Raw genomic sequence first — 19,879 nt, 5'->3', positions numbered from 1 at the left:
GACTCTTGCGCACCTGGTACTGGTCGATGAAGACCGCCAGGATCAGCACGGCGCCGATCGCCATCTGCTGGTAGTAAGATTGCACCGCAAGCAGCGTCAGCCCGTTCTGCAGCACGCCCATGATCAGCGCGCCGATCATGGTGCCGAGGATCGAGGCGCGGCCGCCGAACAGATTGGTGCCGCCGATGATCGCCGCCGTGATCGCGGTGAGCTCGTAGTTGATGCCGGCCGTCGGATCACCGGCGTTGACGCGGGCGGTAAACAGCAGGCCTGCAAGGCCGGCAAGCGCGCCGGACAGCGTGTAGATGATGCGCCGGTGGTGCTCGACGCGAATGCCGGCCGCGCGGGCAGCACCCTCGCTGTCGCCCAGCGCCAGCGTGTGGCGGCCGAAGCGCGTATAGGCAAGCACCGCATGGGCGACGATCGCGGTGAGCACAAGGATGATGACCGGCATCGGAATGCCGAACGGCCGGCCTTGCCCGATATAGACGATCTCGGCCGGCAGGCCGTAAATCGCCCTGCCCTGCGAGATGACCAGCGCGAGGCCGCGGGCGAGGCCAAGCATGCCGAGCGTGACGATGAAGGCCGGCACGAACGCACGGGTGACGAGCTGACCGTTAATGTAACCGGCAATGCCGCCGGCGATGATGCAAGCGGCTACCGCCAGCGGCGACGGCCAGCCGAGATTGACGGCAACGAAGGCGCCGGCGACGCCGGACAAACCCATGACAGAGCCGAGCGAGAGATCGAGCCCGCCCGAACCGATGACGAAGGTGGCGGCAATCGCCAGCACGCCGATAGTCGATGTAGCGAGGAGGATGTTGAGGAAATTGCTGAGCGACAGGAAATAGGGCGACAAGAGCGCCATCGCCGCGCTCAGCGCCACAAGCACCAGCAGCGACTCCAGCCTGATGTGGAGCCTTTCGACCGATGCGCGCTGCACCCGAGCCCAGAAGCCGGGCTGCGTCGTTTCGGAAGCCATTTTTCACCCTTCGGGGAGTAGGGAGTAGGGGAGTAGGGGAGTAGGACAAGAGCGGAAGGCATTTCCAAGGTAAAGCGAATCCACCCAATTCTTCCCTACTCCCCTACTCCCCTACTGACCTACTCCCCTACTCCCTTCCCTTTCTACTTCACGTATTGCAGCATCGGCTCCTTGCCGGCGTCGATCACGTCCTTGGTCAGCACCAGCGTCGGCACGGCGATGCTGTCCTCGACCTTGTCGCCGGCGAGCGCCTTCTTGACGTTCTCGACCGCCTGCTTGCCGACCAGATAAGGCAGCTGCGCCACCGAAGCGTTGAGGCGGCCTTCCTTGATCGACTTCACCGCGTCGGAATTGCCGTCGACACCGATGATCGTGACCTGCGGGCCTTTGCCGGCCGAATAGACCGATTCCACCGCACCCAGCGCCATGCCGTCATTGGCGCAGAAGATGGCGACGAGGTCGGGATGCGCGGTGAGCGTGTCGGTGGCGATCGAGGCGGCCTTGCCGCGATCCCAATCGCCGGGCAGCGAAGCGACGATCTCCAAGCCCGGCGCCAGTTCCTTCAGCTTGTCGGCAAAACCCTTGGCGCGCTTCTCGCCGGTGATGTTGCCGGAGAGGCCTTCGATCACCAGCACCGGACCTTTGGCGTCCTTGCCGAGCTTGGAGACGAGATATTCAGCACCTTGCGCGCCGGCCGCGATGTTGTCGGAGCCGATATGGAAGGTAACCTTGACACCTTCCTTGTCGAGCACCGCCTGGTCGAGGTTGTTGTCGAGGTCGACGATCTTGATGCCGGCGTCCTGCGCCGACTTCAGGCAGGGCAGAAGATTGGTCGAGTTGATGGCGGCGGTGATCATCGCCGCCGGCTTGCGCTCGAGCATGGTGTTGCACAGGTTGAGCTGCGGCTCGGCCGCCTGATCGCTCTCGGCCGCCTGCTGGAAGTATTTCACGCCGGCTTCCTTGGCGCCGTCGGCAACACCCTGCGCCATCGCGCCCCAGAACGGATTGGCCAGCGTCTTCATCAGCACGCCGTATTCGCCGTCCTCGGCCTTGGCCGCGCCGGCGGCCGAGAACGCAAGCGCCACGCCCACGGCAAGCGTAAATCGATTTATTTTCAAGAAACGCGATGTCATTCTATCCTCCGTTTGATCCTTTGGCCGGCTGCCTGGGCCAGGGCCGGCGCTTTGCTTCCGTTCACGACAATGGGGGCTGTTGTCGGTCTCCTCCCCCGGAATGCGGACCGCTGCCTGGCGAGCCAACGGATTCCCGCATCAAAACCTGGCAGGGTTCGAGCCGCGCCGTGGGTGGTCCCTCGGCGCCCTCGATCCTGCGAAACAAGAGCTTGATCGCCTCGCCGGCGATCCGACGGACCGGCTGCACGACGGCGGCGATAGCCGGCCATGTAACCTGCATCCATTCCGCGTCGTCGAAGCCGACCAGCGAGATGTCGTTAGGGCAATGCCAGCCGCGCCGGCGAAACTCCGACAGCGCCACCAGCGTGCCTTTGAGCAGCAGCGAGTAGACGGCGGTCGGCCGCTCGCCACGCGCGAAATAGTCACGCAGCGAGGAACGCAGCGGTTCGACGCTAACTTCCGCGGTGATGACATCGATGCGCACCGACGGGTCGAGCGCCAGCGCCTGGGCGCGGAACCCTTCCAGGCGGGCACGCACGGTGGCGGCTTGCTCGGCAAGACCGATGACCAGGATATGCTTGTGGCCCTTGCCGACCAGCATTCGTGCCACCTCGGCGCTGGCCGCGGCGCTATCGGCTGACACCGTGTCGAAGGCGTCGTCCGACAGCACACGATCGATCAGCACGCCGGTCATGCCGTTGGCCTTCATGAAGTCGGCCGCCGGCCCGTGCTCGTTGCGCACCGGCGCCAGCACGACGCCGGCCACGCGCCAGTCATGCATGCGGGCGAGGATCTCTTTTTCGCGCGCTTCCGATTCGCGGCTGGAGGCGGCGACCAGCGTGTAGCCGCGCTCCTCGGCAAGGCCTTCCAGTTCGGTGACCATCTGGCCGAAGAACTCGCTCTCGAACTCAGGCATGATGGCGCCGATGATGCGGCGCTTGGCGCGGCGCATATCCGATGCCAGCGGATCGACGCGGTAGCCGAGCAATTCGACGGCATCGACGACACGTTGCGCGTTTTCCGGCCTCACCGTGATGACACCGGCAAGCACCTTGGAGACGGTCGCCGCGGACACGCCGGCATGGCTTGCCACGTCGTGGATCGACGGACGCCGCTGCCGGGCTTCGTGTTGCGCCATTGGCCTCCTCCCGAGGGCAGGCAGCCGCATACTGCCTCGCTGCCCCAGACGGTAAATCGATTTTTCACAGTTGTAAATCGTTTCATCGCGAGTAAAACTGAGGATGTGAGATTGACGCGATCCAATCGCGCCGGGAGGATAAAATGGCCGACAAAACCTTGCCGCTGGTGATCAGCGCGCCCGAACCGCGCACGCTCGAACTGATCTTCACGCCGCCGCAGCTGGCGCGTCTGCGAAAACAGTATCGCATCGTCGAGACGACGCCGGACGGCGTTGCCGCCCTGCCCGTCGAGACGCTCACCGAGGCGCGCTACATCATCGGCCAGCCGCCGATTTCACCCGAGACGCTGGAAAAGCTGCAGGCGCTGCGCTGCGTCTTCAATGTCGAGACCAACCTCATCAACAACATGCCTTACGAGACGCTGTTCGCGCGCGGCATTCACGTCGTCACCACCGGCCTGGTGTTTGCCGAACCGGTCGCCGAGCTTGGCCTTGCCATGGCGCTGAATCTCGCGCGCGACATCGTCGATGCCGATCTCGCTTTCCGACAAGGCAATGAGCTGTGGGGCGGCGACGGCAACCAGACGGCGCGGCTCTTGTCCGGCGCCGATGTCGGCATCATCGGCTTCGGCGATCTCGGCCGCGCGCTCAATCGCCTGCTGACCGGCTTCCATACCCGCACCAAGGTCTACGATCCGTGGCTGCCGCCGTCGATCCTCATCGACAATGGCGTCGAGCCGGCCTCGCTCGACGCCGTGCTGTCGCAGAGCGATTTCATTTTCGTCGTCGCCTCGGTGACCAGCGAGAACCAGGGTTTCCTCGGCGCCGATGCCTTTGCCAGAATGCGCAAGGGCGCCGCCTTCATCCTGCTCAGCCGCGCCGGCGTCGTCGATTTCGCCGCATTGATGGCGGCGGTGAAGAGCGGCCACATCGTTGCCGCCAGCGACGTCTTCCCCGAAGAGCCGCTGGCTAGGGACCATGCGGTGCGCGCGCTCCCCGGCTTCCTGCGCTCAGCCCATCGCGCCGGCGCGCTCGATATCGCCTTCAAGCGCATGGGCGACATGGTGCTGGAGGACATGGACCTGGTCGATCGCGGCCTGCCGCCGCTGCGCTCAAGCGCGCCGAGCGCGAGACGGTTTCAAGGATGCGGTCCAAACCGACCGATCGGAACTAGAGGCGATTTCGGCACACTGCCGATACGCTTCTGGTGCCCATCGCGGCTTCGATTTGCCCGCCTTTCGCAAGCCGGGCTATGACCCAAAATTTGATTTTGCCGCGATGGCGCGATCAAGGCGGCCTCACGCAACCTTGAATGCCGCAGCGCAACATGACCGATCTGTAAGCTGACAGTGCGGCAACGACGGGACTAGTGTTCTCCGATCGGTGAAGGTCGATCCCAACCTCCAACCGCTGAAAAGGCTCGATATTCTTGCCGGCTAGGTGGATTGCGTCATGAGCATTTCATCATCACAGCAAACCAGTCGCAAACGGCCCAAGCGCTCCCGGAGCATCGTCCTGTTGGCCGTGCTCCTGCTGCTCGGCGGCGGCTACTACCTATGGCGCAACCACGCCGACCGCGTGGCGAAGGCGGCAGCGGCAGCGACCTCGGCCCAACCCGCGCCCAAAGTCCCTGTCACCATCGCTACCGTCCAGAAAGCTGATTTCCCGCTTTACCTCTACGCGCTCGGCACGGTCACGCCGCTGAACAGCGTCAGCATCTCGAGCCGCGTCGCCGGTGTCGTCGACAAGGTTCCGGTCGAGCAAGGGCAGATGGTCAAGCAGGGCGACCTGCTCGCCGAGATCGATCCTCGCCCGTATCAGGCAGCGCTCGACCAGGCTAAGGCCAAGGAAGCGGAGGACGAAGCAACACTCAAGAATGCGCAAGTCGTTCTCAAACGCCTCTCCACACTTCTGCAAAAGACGTTCGAAACCCAACAGGATGTCGACAATCAGCAGGCGGTGGTCACGACAACCGCCGCCACGATCGAAGGCGACAAGGCCGCGATAGAAGCGGCTCAGCTAAACCTCGATTATACGAAGGTCACCTCGCCGCTGACCGGCAAGACAAGCTTCCGCACCATCGACCCCGGAAACATCGTTCAGGCCGATCAAAGCGCCGGTCTGTTCACGGTCGTGCAGCTTGAGCCGATCTACGTGTCGTTCACGCAACCGCAGGATGAGGTTTCGACCATCAACAAGGCTTTCGCGGCTGGACCGGTTTCGATCGATGTGCTGAGCGCCGATAGGAAAACCGTGCTGGCCAGCGGCAAGTTGGATGCCGTGCAGAACCAGGTGGACCAGGCGTCCGGCACCATTTCGCTCAAGGCCGCCTTCCCAAACCAGGATCAGGCGCTGTGGCCGGGCCTTTCGGTCAACACCCGCTTGCGCGTCGGCATGATCGCCGGGGCGATTCTGGTACCCGACGAAGCCGTCCAGCACGGTCCCGACGGGCTCTTCGCCTATGTCGTGGGGGACGATGGCAAGTCCCATCGTCAAACGATCAAGACCGGCCCCTCTGACGGTGGCAACACCGTCGTCACAGACGGTTTGAACCCTGGACAGCGTGTCGTGGACACCGGTCAATACCGGCTGGTCGACGGCACGAGTGTCGACGCGCAGCCGGCTTCCGCCGGTGCGGCGCAGCAGCCCAAGGGAGCAAGCTGATGGCAGCCACAGGTGTTTCCGCGCCGTTCATCCGCTACCCCATTGCCACGTCGCTCCTGATGGTAGGAGTTCTGTTCGTCGGCGTGGTTGCTTATTTCAACCTGCCGGTCGCTCCGATGCCGCGCGTCGACTTTCCCACGATCCAGGTGTCCACCAACTTGCCGGGTGCTGACCCGATTACCATGGCGTCGTCGGTGACCCAGCCGCTCGAGACACAGTTTGCGCAGATTCCGGGCATTGCCGAGATGACGTCGAGCAGCCTGTCCGGTTCCAGCCAGATCACCTTGCAGTTCGATCTCAGCGTCGACATCGCGTCGGCAGCCGGGCTGGTACAGTCGGCGATCAACGCTGCCGGCGGCCAACTGCCAAAGAATCTCCCCAACCCGCCGACTTATCGGGAGGTCAACCCCACCGATTCTCCGATCATGGTGATCGGGGTAACCTCGACCGACTTGCCGCTCACGACAGTGAGTGACGATACCTACACCAAACTCGCCCAGGTGATCAGCCATGTGAACGGTGTCGCCCAGGTGCTGGTCGGCGGCCAACAGACACCGTCGATCCGCGTCCAGCTCGACCCGGCCAAGCTCGCCGCAAGGGGCCTGTCGCTGGAAGCCCTGCGCACCTCGCTGTCGAACAACACCGTGGACTTGCCTAAGGGCAACATCGAGGGGGAAATAAGGTCTTTCACCATCTTCTCCAACGACCAGATGACCGCGGCAAGCGACTGGAACAATGCCATCATCGCTTATCGTGACGGAGCGCCGGTTCGGGTGAAGGATGTCGGACAGGCAGTGCTTGCGGCGCAGGACTACACACAGGCGGCCTGGGCCGACACCACACGCGGCGTCGTGCTGATAATCTTCAAGGAGCCGGGCGCCAACATCATAGATACGGTCGACAAGATAAAGGCGGAACTGCCGATGCTGACCGCATCCCTGCCGGCCTCGCTGAAGGTCCAGGTGCTTTCCGACCGGACCCAGACCATTCGCGCTTCGGTGGCGGACGTTCAGTTCACGCTGATGCTCACCATCGGGCTCGTCGTGACGGTGATCTTTCTTTTCCTGCGCAATATCTGGGCGACGGCTATCCCTGCCTTCACCGTTCCGCTTGCCCTCTTCGGCGCATGCGGGCTGATGTGGTTTGCAGGATATAGCATCGACAACCTGTCGCTGATGGCGCTGACGATCTCGGTGGGCTTCGTCGTCGACGATGCCATCGTCATGCTGGAAAACATCGTTCGCCATATCGAGCGCGGCGAAAAACCTATGGACGCCGCGACCATCGGCTCCAGCGAGATCGGCTTCACCATCATCTCGATCAGCATCTCGCTGGTGGCGGTGCTCATACCCTTGCTCCTGATGAGCGGCATCATCGGCCGCCTGTTCAAGGAGTTCGCGATGGCCTTGGCCATGACCATCCTGGTTTCGGCCTTCGTCTCGCTGACGCTCACCCCGATGCTGGCGTCACGTTTCATCAAGCCGGCGGCCGAGGCGCATCATGGCCGGCTGTACCAGTGGAGCGAGCGCTTCTTCGAGGCAATGCTCAACACTTACGAGCGCGGACTCGACCGCGCATTGCGACACCGCTTCGTCACCTTGCTGACATTCATCGCCTGCGTGGCGCTGACTGGCTATTTCTACACGATCGTTCCGAGCGGCTTCTTCCCGCAACAGGACACGGGCATGCTTTACGGGCAGGCGCTCGCTGGACAGGATGTCTCCGCTCTTCAGATGCAGTCCTATATGGAGCAGTTCGCCGAGATCGTGATAAAGGACCCGGCGGTCGCGCATTTCGCGGCGGCGATCGGTGGCAGCGGGAACACGCAGAACACCGGCCGCATGTTCATACAGTTGAAGCCGCGAGACGAGCGCGACGCTTCAGCCGACCAGGTGATCCGGCGGCTCCAGCCGAAGCTTGCGGTCGTGCAGGGTGCGCGCCTAGTCATGCAAGCCTCGCAGGACGTGCGTGTCGGCGGCAAGCTGTCCGCGTCGCAATATCAATACGTGTTGGAAAGCGCCGATGTCGATGCGCTCGACCAATGGGCGCCCAAGCTGTTGAGCGCATTGCAGCGCCTGCCCGAATTGACGGCCGTCACCACAGACCAGATGAGTTCCGGAACTACGCTGACCCTGCAGGTCGATCGCGACCAGGCTGCCCGTTACGGCCTGACTGCCAACGACGTCGACAACACGCTGAACGACGCCTTCGGACAGCGCCAGATCGCACAATATTTCACCCAGCTCTCGACCTACAATGTGATCATAGAGGTGCTGCCGTCGTTGCGCGGCGACCTCAAGGCGCTCGGCCAGATCTACATGACGACGCCGAGCGGTTCGCAGGTGCCGCTTTCGGCCATCGCCAAGTGGACGACGGTGCCCGTGCAGCCGCTGATCATCAACCATGAAGGCCAGTTCCCCTCCGTGACCATCAGCTTCAACCTGGCGCCCAACATCGCCTTGGGCCAAGCCACTGCGGCGATCGACAAGACCGCGGCCCAGATGAGACTGCCGGCGACCATCCAGACCATGTACACCGGCACGGCGCAGGCATTCAACGAGTCGCTCTCTTCGGTGCCGCTGCTCATCTTGGGTGCTCTGGTCGTCGTCTACCTGATCCTCGGTATCCTCTATGAAAGCTACATCCACCCGCTGACCATTCTCTCCACCCTGCCCTCCGCGGGACTAGGCGCGTTGGGCACGCTGCTCGTCTTCCATATGGAGTTCAACCTGGTCGGGCTGATCGGTGTCATCCTGCTCATCGGCATCGTGAAGAAGAACGGGATCATGATGGTCGACTTCGCCATCGCGGCCGAGAGGGACCAGCATCTCAGCTCGCTCGAATCGATACGCCAGGCCTGCCTGCTGCGGTTCCGTCCGATCATGATGACCACCATGGTGTCCATGCTGGGCGCCCTGCCGCTGATGCTGGAGAACGGCACCGGTGCGGAGATCCGTCAGCCGCTCGGTTATACGATGTTCGGTGGACTGCTCGTCAGCCAAGCGCTGACGCTCTTCACCACGCCGGTGATCTATCTCTACCTCGACGGCCTTTCGCACTGGCTGAGCTCGTCCGCAAGGCACGAGGAAAGCCATGACGAGCCGGAACTTCCGCTGGACGAGGTCAGCCTTGCCCGACGCAAACTGGCGGCCGAGTAGTTCGTGGGCGCGGCAGGCGAATAGATCAGGCTGGCAAGGCGCCGCGCAACGGCGAGGTACCGCGGCCCTCCTCTTCGGCCGGCTCCCCGAAATTGGTCTCCAGCCAGGCGATGGCGCCGGCGACGTCTTCAATGACGAAGCGCGCTGCGGTCTCGCCTTGCGGCTTGACCCGGATTGAAATCCCGCCCGCGGCGTTGACGGTCTCAAAACCGCTTTCGTCGGACGTATCGTCGCCAAGGAACACCGGCCGTTTTCCACTGAACGGATCGAGCTGCATGAAGCGGCGGATCGCGGCGCCCTTGGCGGCTCCCAGCGGCATCAGCTCGACGCCGGCGTTGCCGGCGATCACGCGGTAGCCTTTCGGCAACCGGGCAAGTGCTGCCTCGACCAGCTCCGTTGCTCGCGCCAGGAGCTGCGGCGCCGCTCTGGTGTGGATAGCGAGCACAGGTCCCTTGCGCTCGACATAGACAGCCTTGCTCGCCAGCTCCAGCTCGATTTCGTCGGCGAGCGCGGCCATGTCAGCCGGTTCATCGGCAGCCTCGATCCGTCCATTCGGCAAGAGTCGATGCTCCAGCCCGTAAAGGCCGGCGATGCGCAACTTCAAGGGATCGAACAGATGATCGACGGCCGCGATCGAGCGCCCGGTGATGAAGGCGAGCGCGCCGCCCAGCCTTTGCTCGATCGTTGCCAGAAGAGTGCGCAGCTCTTCCTTGACGGATACCGCGTCGGGATGCGCGGCATGTTCCAGCAAGGTGCCGTCAATGTCGAGGAACAGCGCCCAGCTTCCTTCCGGAAGGGGTGGCGTTAGATCAGCTTGACTATTCATCGGTATCCGACCGCCTGTCTGCGTTCCACGATTGAGACGACATTGTCGCCGTTGATATTGGTTGGCCGGTCGGGCGATGTCGTGACCCGGTCGAGCTCGCCGCGCTTGCGCAGACGCGATGCATCGAGCAGCATGCTGCCGGCCCAGCGATAGACATTGTTGTCGCGCACGATCTCACGCATGCGCCGCATGCGTTCGCGCTGTTCGTCAGGCCCCATGGTCAGCGCCTGCTGTATGGCCTCTGCCATCATCGCCGCGTCGTAGGGATTGACGATCAGCGCTTCCAGCAGTTCGCGCGATGCACCCGCGAAGGTACTGAGGATAAGCACGCCCTGCTCGTCGTCGCGTGAAGAGACGAACTCCTTGGCGACAAGATTCATGCCGTCATGCAGGCTGGTGACCAGGCAAATATCGGCGGCGCGATAGAGCTCGTAGACGTCCTTTTGTGCGTGATGCACGGCCACCAGCACAACCGGACGATAGGCTTCGTTGCCGTAGCGCTCGTTGAGTTCCGCCGCATAGCGCTGGCATTCGTCATGCAGTTGCCTATAGGCCGGCAGCGTGCCGCGGCTGGGCGCGGCGATCTGCAGGAAGACGACCTTGCCGATCGTTTCGGGATGGCGGGCGAACAGCTCGTCCAGTGCATGAAAGCGGTCGAGGATACCCTTGGTGTAGTCGAGGCGCTCGACACCGACGCACAGCGTGGCATCGGCCGCGATGCCGAACCGTTCGCGGATGCGCTCGCGGCATTCCTCAACGCTTGGCAGGCTCTTCAGCAGCTCGACCGGCCACTCGATCGAGATCGGATAGGCGTGCACCAGCGTCATCTGACCGCCATAGGAGATGGCTGCGTCGGCCCGTTCGATGCGGCTTTCCATGAAGCGATCGACGCTCTCGGTGAAATTATTGGCATGGAACTGGGTGTGGAAGCCGATGATCGAGCTGCCGAGCAGTCCGTCGAGGATGCGCTCGCGCCACGGGCAGATGCTGAACACTTCGGAATTCGGCCACGGGATGTGCCAGAAGGTGATGACGATCGCCTCCGGCAGCCGCTCGCGGATCATGCGCGGCAAAAGCGCGAAGTGATAATCCTGGACCAGCACGATCGGCCGCTCGTTGCGCGCCTCGGCAACGACCGTGTCGGCGAATTTGCGATTGGCCGCCTCGTAAGCTTCCCAGTCGGACTCGCGAAAGATCGGACGGGTGAAGGCGATATGGCAGAGCGGCCACAGGCCCTCGTTGGCGAAGCCAAGATAGTAGCCCTGATATTCCTCATCGGTCAGCCAGACCCGGCGCAGCGTGTAGGACGGATGGCCCGGCGGCACCTGCAGGCGGTCGTCGCTGTCGACCACCGTGCGGTCGGCGCTGCCGCCGCCATAGGCGATCCAGGTGCCGGCGCAGGCGCGCGTGATCGGTTCCAGCGCCGAGACCAGCCCGCTTGCCGGCACGACCAGCTCGACCTCGCCGTCCTTCTTCTCGTTGTGGATGTAAGGCTCGCGGTTGGACACCACGATGACCTGCGCGTCCGGCAAGTCCTCCGCCAGGATCTTGCGCAGCGTATCGGGCGACCAGGTGACGAGCGCCGCGTCGACCGACTGCCCGTTCTTCTCGAATTCACGCAGCACCTTGCGCGCGGCCTCCGAAGCGACGTCCTCACCTGCGGCCGGGGTGGCCCGCAACTGATGGCGGCGCTGTCGGGAGATGGACATCAGGATCGCGAGAGTGGAAAGCCCGAGACTTACGAGAATAAAGACCCATAAAAGATCGACGCCATACTGTGTCATTGACGTGCCAGCTTGCCTCCGGTCTGTCCGCGTTTTTCTTGTTTTGCCGGCTGCGGACCTTAGGCCGGTAACGAGTGTGCAACGCACAAGCCGGCGCTCGGTTCCGACATTTCGCGATTGTTGACGCAGGCTTGGCGCGATCCGTTCCAACGCATGTCGCCCGGAAGTGTGGAGCGGTTCCGGGACAACGACATGCATTGGAACAAAGACTTAAGGCGCGTCGCTTGCGTCCGTTTCAGCACGACGCACTTTAAGTCCGCACGATGAGCGGCACCTGGCCCTCGTACCGATCGGACAGAAAGGCGACGACACGGTCGCCGACCCGCTGGAAGGTCAGATCGACAGAGCGTTCGCCCACGCTCAAATGCCGGAGCGTCAAAGTGTCGATACCGATGGGGAGCCGCGGGTTCGTCACATGCAGTTCGCCGTCCCAGCCATCGATTTCCAGGCCGAGGCAGGCCTGCATTAGCATGAAGGCCGAGCCCGCCGACCAGGCCTGCGGCAGGCAGGCGACTGGATAGGCGATCGGCGCCTCGCCGGGAGAGCGGGTGAAGCCGCAGAACAGCTCGGGAAGCCGCATGTTGAAATGGACGGCGGACTCGAACGTGCCGCTCATCAGCCGCACCACGCTGTCGCGCTCGCCATAGCGCGCCAGGCCGACACCGCAGAGCGCGGTGTCATGCGGCCAGATCGAACCGTTGTGGTAGGACATCGGGTTGAAGAAGATCGCGTCGTCCGCGAGCGTCCTCAAGCCCCAGCCGGAATGGAAGGAAGCGGAGAGCAACTGGTCAGCGACCAGCTTTGCGCGTTCGGGTTGCGGCAGTCCGACAAAAAGCAGGTGGCCTGCGTTCGAAGTCCGGACCTTGCAGGGCTGGCCCTCGCCATCGATGGCCAAAGCGTAGAAGTTCACGTCGTCCAGCCAGAAATCACGCTCGACGGCGATCCGGATTTCCTCGGCCCGACCTTCCCAATGCTCGGCGTCCGCATATTCGCCCCGGCGGCGTGCAAGCGCCGCCAGGCCACGATAGGCGGCGAAGACATAGCCCTGCACCTCGACCAGCGCGATCGGCCCTTTGGGGATGCGGCCGTCGGCATGGAAAACCGAGTCGAAACTGTCCTTCCAGCCCTGGTTGGCGAGGCCCGATTCAGCGGCGCGCTGATAAGTGACAAAGCCGGTAGCGCGGCTCGCTTCCTCCATCCATTCGGCGGCGGCCTTGAGCGACGGCCACAGCTTGTCGATGAAAGCCATGTCGCCGGTGCGATCGGCATAGGCCGCGGCGAGATGGATGTAGAGCGGGGTGGTGTCGACGCCGCCATAGTAGCGGCCGAAGGAAGCTCGCGCAGCGCCGCCATCTCGCCCTTGCGCGTCTCGTGCATGATCTTGCCCGGCTGCGAATCGCTGAAGGGCGACGTCTCGGTCGCCTGGTGCTCGGCCAGGAAGGCCAGCACGCCGCGCGCCAGGCCCGGATTGAGCCACAGCATCTGCAGCGCCGATATCACGCCATCGCGCCCGAAGGCCGTCGAGAACCACGGAATGCCGGCATAGGGATAAGGTCCGGTCGAAAGCTCCGTGGTGAGTAGCGCCACATCGGCGCGGGCGCGCTCGATCCAGTCATTGAAGACACGGCCGGAGCTGCGCGTGGTGGCGCCATGCCGGCGCTTGGCGCGCATGCCGAAGCGGGCGCGCGCCGCGGCTGCACGGAAGCGTTCGCTACCGGGCGTGTCGGCGACCTCGGAGCCGACCTCGACATAGAGCACCTTTTGGCTGCGCTTGGTCACCGCGATCATGAAATCGGCGCGGCTGTCGCTCAATTGGTCGGGCGTCTGCGAGAATGAGATTGCCGACAGCCGCGGCAGCCCATCCAGGCCATCATAACCAAGCTGCACCGACACCTTGTCGGTCTTGGCGATGTGCGCCGTTCCGCGCTTCTGCCGGGTCGAGCCGCGCACCTCGAACATGTCGCGAAAGTCGGCGGCGAAATGCAGCGAGACGGCAATGGTCGAATGCTCGCGGCTGTAGTTGGAAAGCGTGATGCGCTCGAACAGCCTGTCCTGCCAGATCAGCCGGACCCGCTCGATGTGGATGGCGCCCTGCGGAATATCGCGGCCGCCGGCGCTCTGGATCGGCAGGTTGGTGAGATTGCTGGTGAATAGCACATTGTCCTGGCTGAGAGAGGCGCCGAGCAATGACATCTGTCGCCCGCCGACGGTCAGCCTGAATTCGGACAGCACGCGCGTATCATCGCGGAAGAAGCCGTCGCCTGAACCCCTGATGTCGCCATAGCCGTCGGCGACGATGAAGCAGTCGCCCTGCTTGAGCGCAAACAGCCGATGCGGTTCGCGTGGCGCCGTTTCGTCCAGCGAGGCAAGGGCCACCGCGGGATCGAGCTTGCGCTCGTCGAGCTCTGTCATTCGTCACCTCTTCATTTGCCCCGCCACGTGCGGCTCAGGAGGCTTTCGCCTCGCTGGTGCCGATCAGGCGCGCATAGGCCGCAAGATAGTCGCGCGCCATTCTAGTGGCCGAAAACCGCTTTTCGAAGGCCGCCCTCACCTGCCGGCGATCCAACTGAAGCAGGGACGGCACCACGGCCACCGCTTCGTCCACCTTATCCACGACGAAACCGGTGACAGCATTGTCGACGATCTCCGGCAAGGCGCCGCAATTCCAGGCAATCACCGGCGTGCCGCACGCCATCGCCTCGATGGCGACGAGGCCGAACGGCTCCGGCCAGTCGATCGGGAACACCAGGCCGGCGGCATTGCCGAGAAACTCTGCCTTCTGGTCTTCCGTGATCTCGCCGACATACTCGATCCGCTGGCCATCGATCAGCGCCTCGATCTCATCGTGGAAATAGGCGCGGTCGTCATCGCCGATCTTGGCCGCCAGCTTGAGCCTGAGGCCGGAGCGGCGGGCGATCTCGATGGCGCGGTCCGGGCGCTTGTCGAGCGACAAGCGCCCGAGGAAAGCCAGATACGGCTCCTCCGACTGCGGCTCATAGGTCGGCTGATAGGCGTCGAGCGGCAATCCATGGTGGATCGTCGCCAGCCAATTGGCATCGGGCAGTCCGCGCTTCTGGCTGTGCGAGACGGAGATCATCGGAAAGCGCGGAAAGCGTTGGTAGGCTGGCGCCAGGTCGACATAGTCGAGACGGCCATGCGGGGTCGTCACCGTACGTCCCGCCATCTCCTCGAAGAACGGGAAATGCAGGAAATGGCTGAGATGGAAATGGATCACATCGAATTCGCCGGCGCGCTCGCGCACATCGGCGAGCATGGCGAGATGCGCCGCGATTTCCGATTTCTTCGGCCGCGGATCGAGGCGGATCGCCTGGTCACGGGCGGACACCAGCCGCGCCGACGTGACGCTGTCGCCGCTTGCGAACAGCGTCACATCGTGGCCCAGTTCCACCAGGGCTTCGGTGATGTAGAAAACGATCCGCTCCGTTCCACCATAAAGTTTCGGCGGCACGGATTCATAGAGCGGCGCGACATGGGCGATGCGCATCGGGTCCCTCAGCTGTTGACGCGAAGCAAAATGCGTCAGTGCCGAGATCGTTCCTGCCCAATTGGTCGCGGGTAACTGATGCGGGGCCGAGACCGGCCGGTTAAGTGGACGCCTTGCGCCCACGCCTTGCCAGAATATTCGCGACCAGGAGCAGCAGGATCGACAGTCCCATCATCAGGGTCGCCGCCGCGGTGATTGCCGGGCTGAGCTTTTCACGCAGGCCGATGAACATTTCGAGCGGCATGGTGCGCTGCCCAGCGCTGGCGAGGAACTGCACGACGACCACTTCGTCGAAGGAGGTGACGAAGGCGAAGGCCGCGCCCGAGAGCACGCCAGGCAGGATCAGCGGCAGCATGACCCGGAAGAACGCGGTCAGCGGCTTTGCGCCGGAGATCGCGGCGGCGCGCATCAGATTGCGATCGAAGCCGGTCAGGCTGGCGCCCACCGTCACCACCACGAAGGGGCTCGCCAAAGCGGTGTGCGCCAGGATGATACCGGCATAGGTGCTGGCGAGCCCGACGCGAGCATAGAACAGATACGAGCCAACGGCGGTGATCACCACCGGCACGATCAGCGGCGACAACAGCAGTGGCATGATGATGCGACGTCCAGGAAACTTCTCGTCGGAAAGCGCGATCGCCGTCAATGTGCCGAGCGTCGCCGCAATCATCGTCGTCCCGAGGGCGACGATCAGGCTGTTGCCGATCGCCGATTGCCAGCGTTGCGTGCCGAGCACCACTTCGTACCAGCGCGTCGACAGGCCTTCGAGCGGAAAGATGAAGAAGGCGCCGCTGTTGAAGGAGAGCGGCACCGGAATGAGGATCGGCACCAAGAGGAACAGGATGACCAGGCCGCACCAGATCCAGAGCAAGGCGATGCGGATTCGTTCGCCGGTTGTAGGGTAAGGGGACAACAGCATGGCTACACCAGCTTCAGACGGTCGAGGCCGAGGATGCGGGCGAAGATGCCGAACAGCGCCAGCGTGAAGACGAGCAGGATGAAGAAGAGCGCCGCCGCCATCTCCCAGTTCAGTTCGACATTGACGTAGTTGGCGATGAAGTTGCTGATTAGCTGGTCGCTGGCGCCGCCGATCAGCGCCGGCGTGATGTAATAGCCCAGGCACAGGATGAAGGTGAGCAGGCAGCCGGCCATCACCCCCGGGAATACCTGCGGGATGTAGACGCGCCGGAAGGCGGTGAACGACCGCGCACCAAGCGAATAGGCGGCCTTCATCTGCGAGGCCGGAATGGTGCGCATGACGCTGTAGATCGGCAGCAGCGTGAACGGCAGCTGGATATGCGTCATGGCGATGATCAGCCCGATGCGGCTGTACATCAAATCGAGACGGTCGCTGGCGATACCGGTAAAGAGCAGCAGGTCGTTGACCAGGCCGAATTTCTGCAGAAGCACCGTCCAGGCCGCGGTGCGCACCAGGATCGAGGTCCAGAACGGCAAAAGCACCGCCACGATCAGGATCGCCGCCAGCCCCTTCGGTACATTGGCGATGAGATAGGCGAGCGGAAAGCCGAGGATCAGCGTTGCCAGCGTCACCGCCGCCGCGACGAAGAAGGTGCGTAAAAACACCTGCACGAAGATCGCCTGCTCCGCCGGCACCCGTTCGATGCCGCCGTCGGCGTTCCAGCGCAGGTCCAGCGCGCTGAGCAGATAGAAGGAGGTGAAACTCTGAGTGCCGCCCCGGACCGCCGGCCAGGTCGATGGCGCGGACCATAACGGCACCGATTTCACCGCATCGAGCGCGGCCTGGCCGTCGACGCTTTCAAGCTTGCGCACCGTCTTCAGCACCTGGCTGCGTGCGCCTGGCAGGCGGGCGTTCAGGCTCTTGGCCAATTCATAGGCCGTGCCCTTGGCCTGGTCGTCCTTGAGGTCGGCAGCCAGCGCCGCGAAGGCATCGTCGGCCGGCAGGCCCTGGCCGTTCCAGCCGCCCAGCGCCGTGGCGGTCCTTGGCAGGCCATCCGCAATGGTCGGATCGTAGACGGCGCGCGAGAGCAACAGCACGATCGGGATGCCGAAGCTCAATGCCAGGAGGATGAGCAACGGCGCCGCCAGCGCCAGCGAGCGCATCCGGTCGCCGAATTCGGCGCGCCGGAGCGCCGCCGACACGGATTTGAGATCCGCGTCGGCGGCCGCAGACCGGCCGCGGGCCAGCGCGGGCCGGTCGAGTTCGCTGGGCTGGAGCGCCGACATGCCGTCCCCTACTGGGCGAGCCAGGCGTTGAAGCGCTTGACCAGGTCCTCGCCATAGTCGCCCCAGAACTCGGTGTCGGCGACCAGATAGGCGCCGGCGAGATGGTCGGGAGCGTTGGGCAGTTTCGGCAGCGCGTCGGCGGCGACGAAGGACGCCGCGTCGGTGCGCACTGGACCGTAGGTGATGTAGCTGGCGAGCTTGGCGTTGTTCTCGGGTTTGCTGATATAGGCAAGATACCTATAGGCAAGCTCCGGATTGCGCGCGCCCTTCGGAATGGCGATCATGTCATATTCGAGGATCTGGTTGTTCCAGACGATCTTGAACGGCTTGCCGTCGGTGTCGATGGCGTTCTGGATGCGGCCATTCCAGGCCGTCGTCATCACCACTTCCTTGAGGCGAGAAGCTGCGCCGGCTGCGCGCCGGCATCCCACCAGACGATGTCCTTCTTGATCGTGTCGAGCTTTTTGAAAGCGCGGTCGACGCCTTCCGGCGTTGCCAGCACCTTGTAGACGTCCGCAGGCGCCACGCCATCGGCCATCAGCGCCCATTCAAGGTTCTGCGCCGGGAACTTGCGCATGGCGCGCTTGCCCGGGAATTTCTTCGTGTCGAAGAGGTCGAGCACCGAGGTCGGCGCTTCCTTGAGCACGGTCGGGTCATAGGCGAGGATGTCGCCGTAAGCATCGAGACCAACACCGCAATCCAGCGCCGAGCCCTCGATGAATTTGTCGCGCGGCCCGATCTTGGAATAGTCCAGCCGCTCCAGGATACCGGCGTCGCAGCCCTGCAGCACGGTCGCGGTCTCCACCGTCACTAGGTCGATCGGCACGTTGCCGGTCTCGACCATGGCTTTGACCTTGCCGAGATCGCCGAGATATTCCTGCTCCAGGATTTTGGCGCCGGTCTCCTTCGCGAACGGTTCGAACCAGGCCTTGCGTTGCGCGTCCTGCCAGGCGCCGCCGCTTGCCATGATCGACAGCTCATCGGCGAAGGCGGCGCCGGCGATGGTCATGCAGGCCGTGGCGGCCGCGAGCGCGAGTAAGCGTGTTCTTATCTGTGTCATGTCGTTTTCCCCTGTTTTGGAATGGAGCCGCCCGCTCCGGCCTCGGCCGGAAAGGCGCGGCAATCGTTGGGCGCGCACGAGACCGTCACGGTCTCGCCGTTTGCCATCGTCGCTTCGGGGCCGACCTTGACGGTCAGCACCTGGTCGTTGGCGAGCCTGGCGACAAGACGCAGGTGATCGCCGAGATAGATCCGTCCGTCGACCGTTGCGGGCAACGCGTTGGCGTCGTTGCCGGCCGCTGACAGAGTGAGCCGCTCCGGCCGCACCGCGACGTGGCAGGCAACGCCTTGCGCGACGCCGACAGCCAATGCGGTGAGTTCGCCACCGCCGTTGAGGCGCACCCGGCATTCCTTGCCCGAGATGCGATCGACGACGCCTTCCAGAGTGTTGTTCTCGCCGATGAAGCTCGCCACGAAGGAGCTATGCGGGGTGTTGTAGAGATCGTCCGGCGAGCCGAGTTGGGCAATGCCGCCCTGGTTGAACACGGCGACGCGGTCCGACATCGTCAGCGCCTCGCTCTGGTCATGCGTGACATAGACGATGGTGACGCCGAGCATGGTGTGGATCTGCTTGATCTCGAGCTGCATGTGCTCGCGCAGTTTCTTGTCGAGCGCGCCGAGCGGCTCGTCCATCAGGACCAGGCTCGGCTGGAACACCAGCGCGCGGGCCAGCGCCACGCGCTGCTGCTGGCCGCCGGAAAGCTGCGCCGGGCGGCGGGCACTGAATTGCCCGAGCCGCACCATGTCGAGCGCGCGGCCGACGCGGACCGCGATATCGGCTTTGCTGACCTGGCGGACGGAGAGCGGTAAACCGACATTCTCCTCGACGCTCATATGCGGAAACAGCGCATAATTCTGGAACACCATGCCGATGTTGCGCCGATAAGGCGGCAACCGGTCGACCGGCTGTCCCTCCAGCGTAATCGTGCCATGCGTCGGCCGCTCAAAGCCGGCGAGCATATTGAGCGTCGTCGTCTTGCCGGAGCCGGACGGCCCGAGCAGCGTCAGGAATTCGCCGCGCGCCACCGAGAGGTTCATCCGTGTCACCGCGAAGCTCCGCCCGTCATAGGACTTCTCGACATCGGCGAACTCGACGAAGCCTTGGCTGGCGGCGGATGGCGCCTGTGGGAACGCCGCCGGCGCGGTTTGACCGGCGCTCATCGCACGCAATCCCGATGCGTGCTGCTCATGCGGCAGGCTGAAGCTGTATTCGGTTTGTGACGCATGTCTCCATCCCTTCGGGAGTCGGCGATTTTTGGCCAAACGCCGAAACTTGTATGCTCACACAATCAATCTGAATTCGACCATAGATGCATACAAGTTTGGCCGTCAAGTCGATTTATGCCGTGATTGTGTGATAATTTTTATCCCAAAACGCTGATTGTGTGGCCACACAAGCAGTATTGCCCGGAGCATTGTCCTGTG

The 19,879-nt window shown here is 63.6% G+C and carries 10 protein-coding genes and 4 pseudogenes; 3 read left to right on the top strand and 11 right to left on the bottom strand.

What is annotated here, in order from left to right; translation table 11 throughout:
- Window positions 1-91: 91 nt before the first annotated feature.
- The 3 genes and pseudogenes from ACVDG8_RS30645 to ACVDG8_RS30635 form a co-directional block, all read right to left on the bottom strand.
- Window positions 92-868: pseudogene (locus ACVDG8_RS30645) on the bottom strand (ABC transporter permease); the annotation flags it as partial.
- A gap of 257 nt (window positions 869-1,125) precedes the next feature.
- Window positions 1,126-2,115 carry a sugar ABC transporter substrate-binding protein gene (locus tag ACVDG8_RS30640; RefSeq protein ID WP_447251795.1) on the bottom strand — a complete coding sequence of 330 codons (990 nt, stop codon included), beginning with the start codon at window positions 2,113-2,115 and terminating at the stop codon, window positions 1,126-1,128.
- Window positions 2,116-2,176: 61 nt separating this feature from the next.
- On the bottom strand, window positions 2,177-3,253 hold the full coding sequence (locus ACVDG8_RS30635; RefSeq protein ID WP_447251794.1) for a LacI family DNA-binding transcriptional regulator: 1,077 nt from the start codon (window positions 3,251-3,253) through the stop codon (window positions 2,177-2,179).
- Window positions 3,254-3,396: 143 nt separating this feature from the next.
- On the opposite strand from ACVDG8_RS30635, the pseudogene ACVDG8_RS30630 reads away from it, so the two are divergent.
- The 3 genes and pseudogenes from ACVDG8_RS30630 to ACVDG8_RS30620 all read left to right on the top strand — a co-directional run bounded on the left by ACVDG8_RS30630 (window position 3,397) and on the right by ACVDG8_RS30620 (window position 9,075).
- Window positions 3,397-4,427 (top strand): annotated as a pseudogene (locus tag ACVDG8_RS30630) (hydroxyacid dehydrogenase).
- Window positions 4,428-4,777: 350 nt separating this feature from the next.
- The gene (locus ACVDG8_RS30625; RefSeq protein WP_447257138.1) at window positions 4,778-5,917 is read left to right on the top strand and encodes an efflux RND transporter periplasmic adaptor subunit; all 1,140 of its coding nucleotides are present in this window, start codon (window positions 4,778-4,780) and stop codon (window positions 5,915-5,917) included.
- On the top strand, window positions 5,917-9,075 hold the full coding sequence (locus ACVDG8_RS30620; protein WP_447251793.1) for an efflux RND transporter permease subunit: 3,159 nt from the start codon (window positions 5,917-5,919) through the stop codon (window positions 9,073-9,075). The genes ACVDG8_RS30625 and ACVDG8_RS30620 overlap by 1 nt, the downstream gene beginning before the upstream one ends.
- Before the next feature lie 25 nt (window positions 9,076-9,100).
- On the opposite strand, the gene otsB is transcribed toward ACVDG8_RS30620, so the two are convergent.
- From otsB to ACVDG8_RS30580, 8 genes and pseudogenes are all read right to left on the bottom strand, one after another.
- Window positions 9,101-9,901 (bottom strand): trehalose-phosphatase, encoded by an 801-nt coding sequence (gene otsB, locus ACVDG8_RS30615; protein ID WP_447251792.1) that lies wholly within the window; start codon window positions 9,899-9,901, stop codon window positions 9,101-9,103.
- Window positions 9,898-11,685, bottom strand: a complete 1,788-nt coding sequence (locus tag ACVDG8_RS30610) for an alpha,alpha-trehalose-phosphate synthase (UDP-forming) (RefSeq protein ID WP_447251791.1) — start codon at window positions 11,683-11,685, stop codon at window positions 9,898-9,900. Before ACVDG8_RS30610 ends, otsB begins: the two co-directional genes overlap by 4 nt.
- A gap of 250 nt (window positions 11,686-11,935) precedes the next feature.
- Window positions 11,936-14,097, bottom strand: a pseudogene (locus ACVDG8_RS30605) (amylo-alpha-1,6-glucosidase).
- Window positions 14,098-14,131: 34 nt separating this feature from the next.
- Complete coding sequence (locus ACVDG8_RS30600) at window positions 14,132-15,190, bottom strand: glycosyltransferase family 4 protein (protein WP_447251789.1); 1,059 nt, start codon at window positions 15,188-15,190, stop codon at window positions 14,132-14,134.
- 100 nt (window positions 15,191-15,290) lie between these two features.
- Window positions 15,291-16,109 (bottom strand): ABC transporter permease, encoded by an 819-nt coding sequence (locus ACVDG8_RS30595; RefSeq protein WP_447251788.1) that lies wholly within the window; start codon window positions 16,107-16,109, stop codon window positions 15,291-15,293.
- 2 nt (window positions 16,110-16,111) lie between these two features.
- Window positions 16,112-17,395 carry an ABC transporter permease gene (locus ACVDG8_RS30590; protein WP_455707360.1) on the bottom strand — a complete coding sequence of 428 codons (1,284 nt, stop codon included), beginning with the start codon at window positions 17,393-17,395 and terminating at the stop codon, window positions 16,112-16,114.
- 8 nt (window positions 17,396-17,403) lie between these two features.
- Window positions 17,404-18,455 (bottom strand): annotated as a pseudogene (locus tag ACVDG8_RS30585) (ABC transporter substrate-binding protein).
- On the bottom strand, window positions 18,452-19,615 hold the full coding sequence (locus ACVDG8_RS30580; RefSeq protein ID WP_447251785.1) for an ABC transporter ATP-binding protein: 1,164 nt from the start codon (window positions 19,613-19,615) through the stop codon (window positions 18,452-18,454). The pseudogene ACVDG8_RS30585 and the gene ACVDG8_RS30580 overlap by 4 nt, the downstream one beginning before the upstream one ends.
- Window positions 19,616-19,879: the final 264 nt, after the last annotated feature.

This window comes from Mesorhizobium sp. ORM8.1, assembly GCF_053005525.2.
The sequence above is the reverse complement of the archived record's forward strand: the minus strand, read 5'-3'. Positions and strand labels throughout refer to the sequence as shown.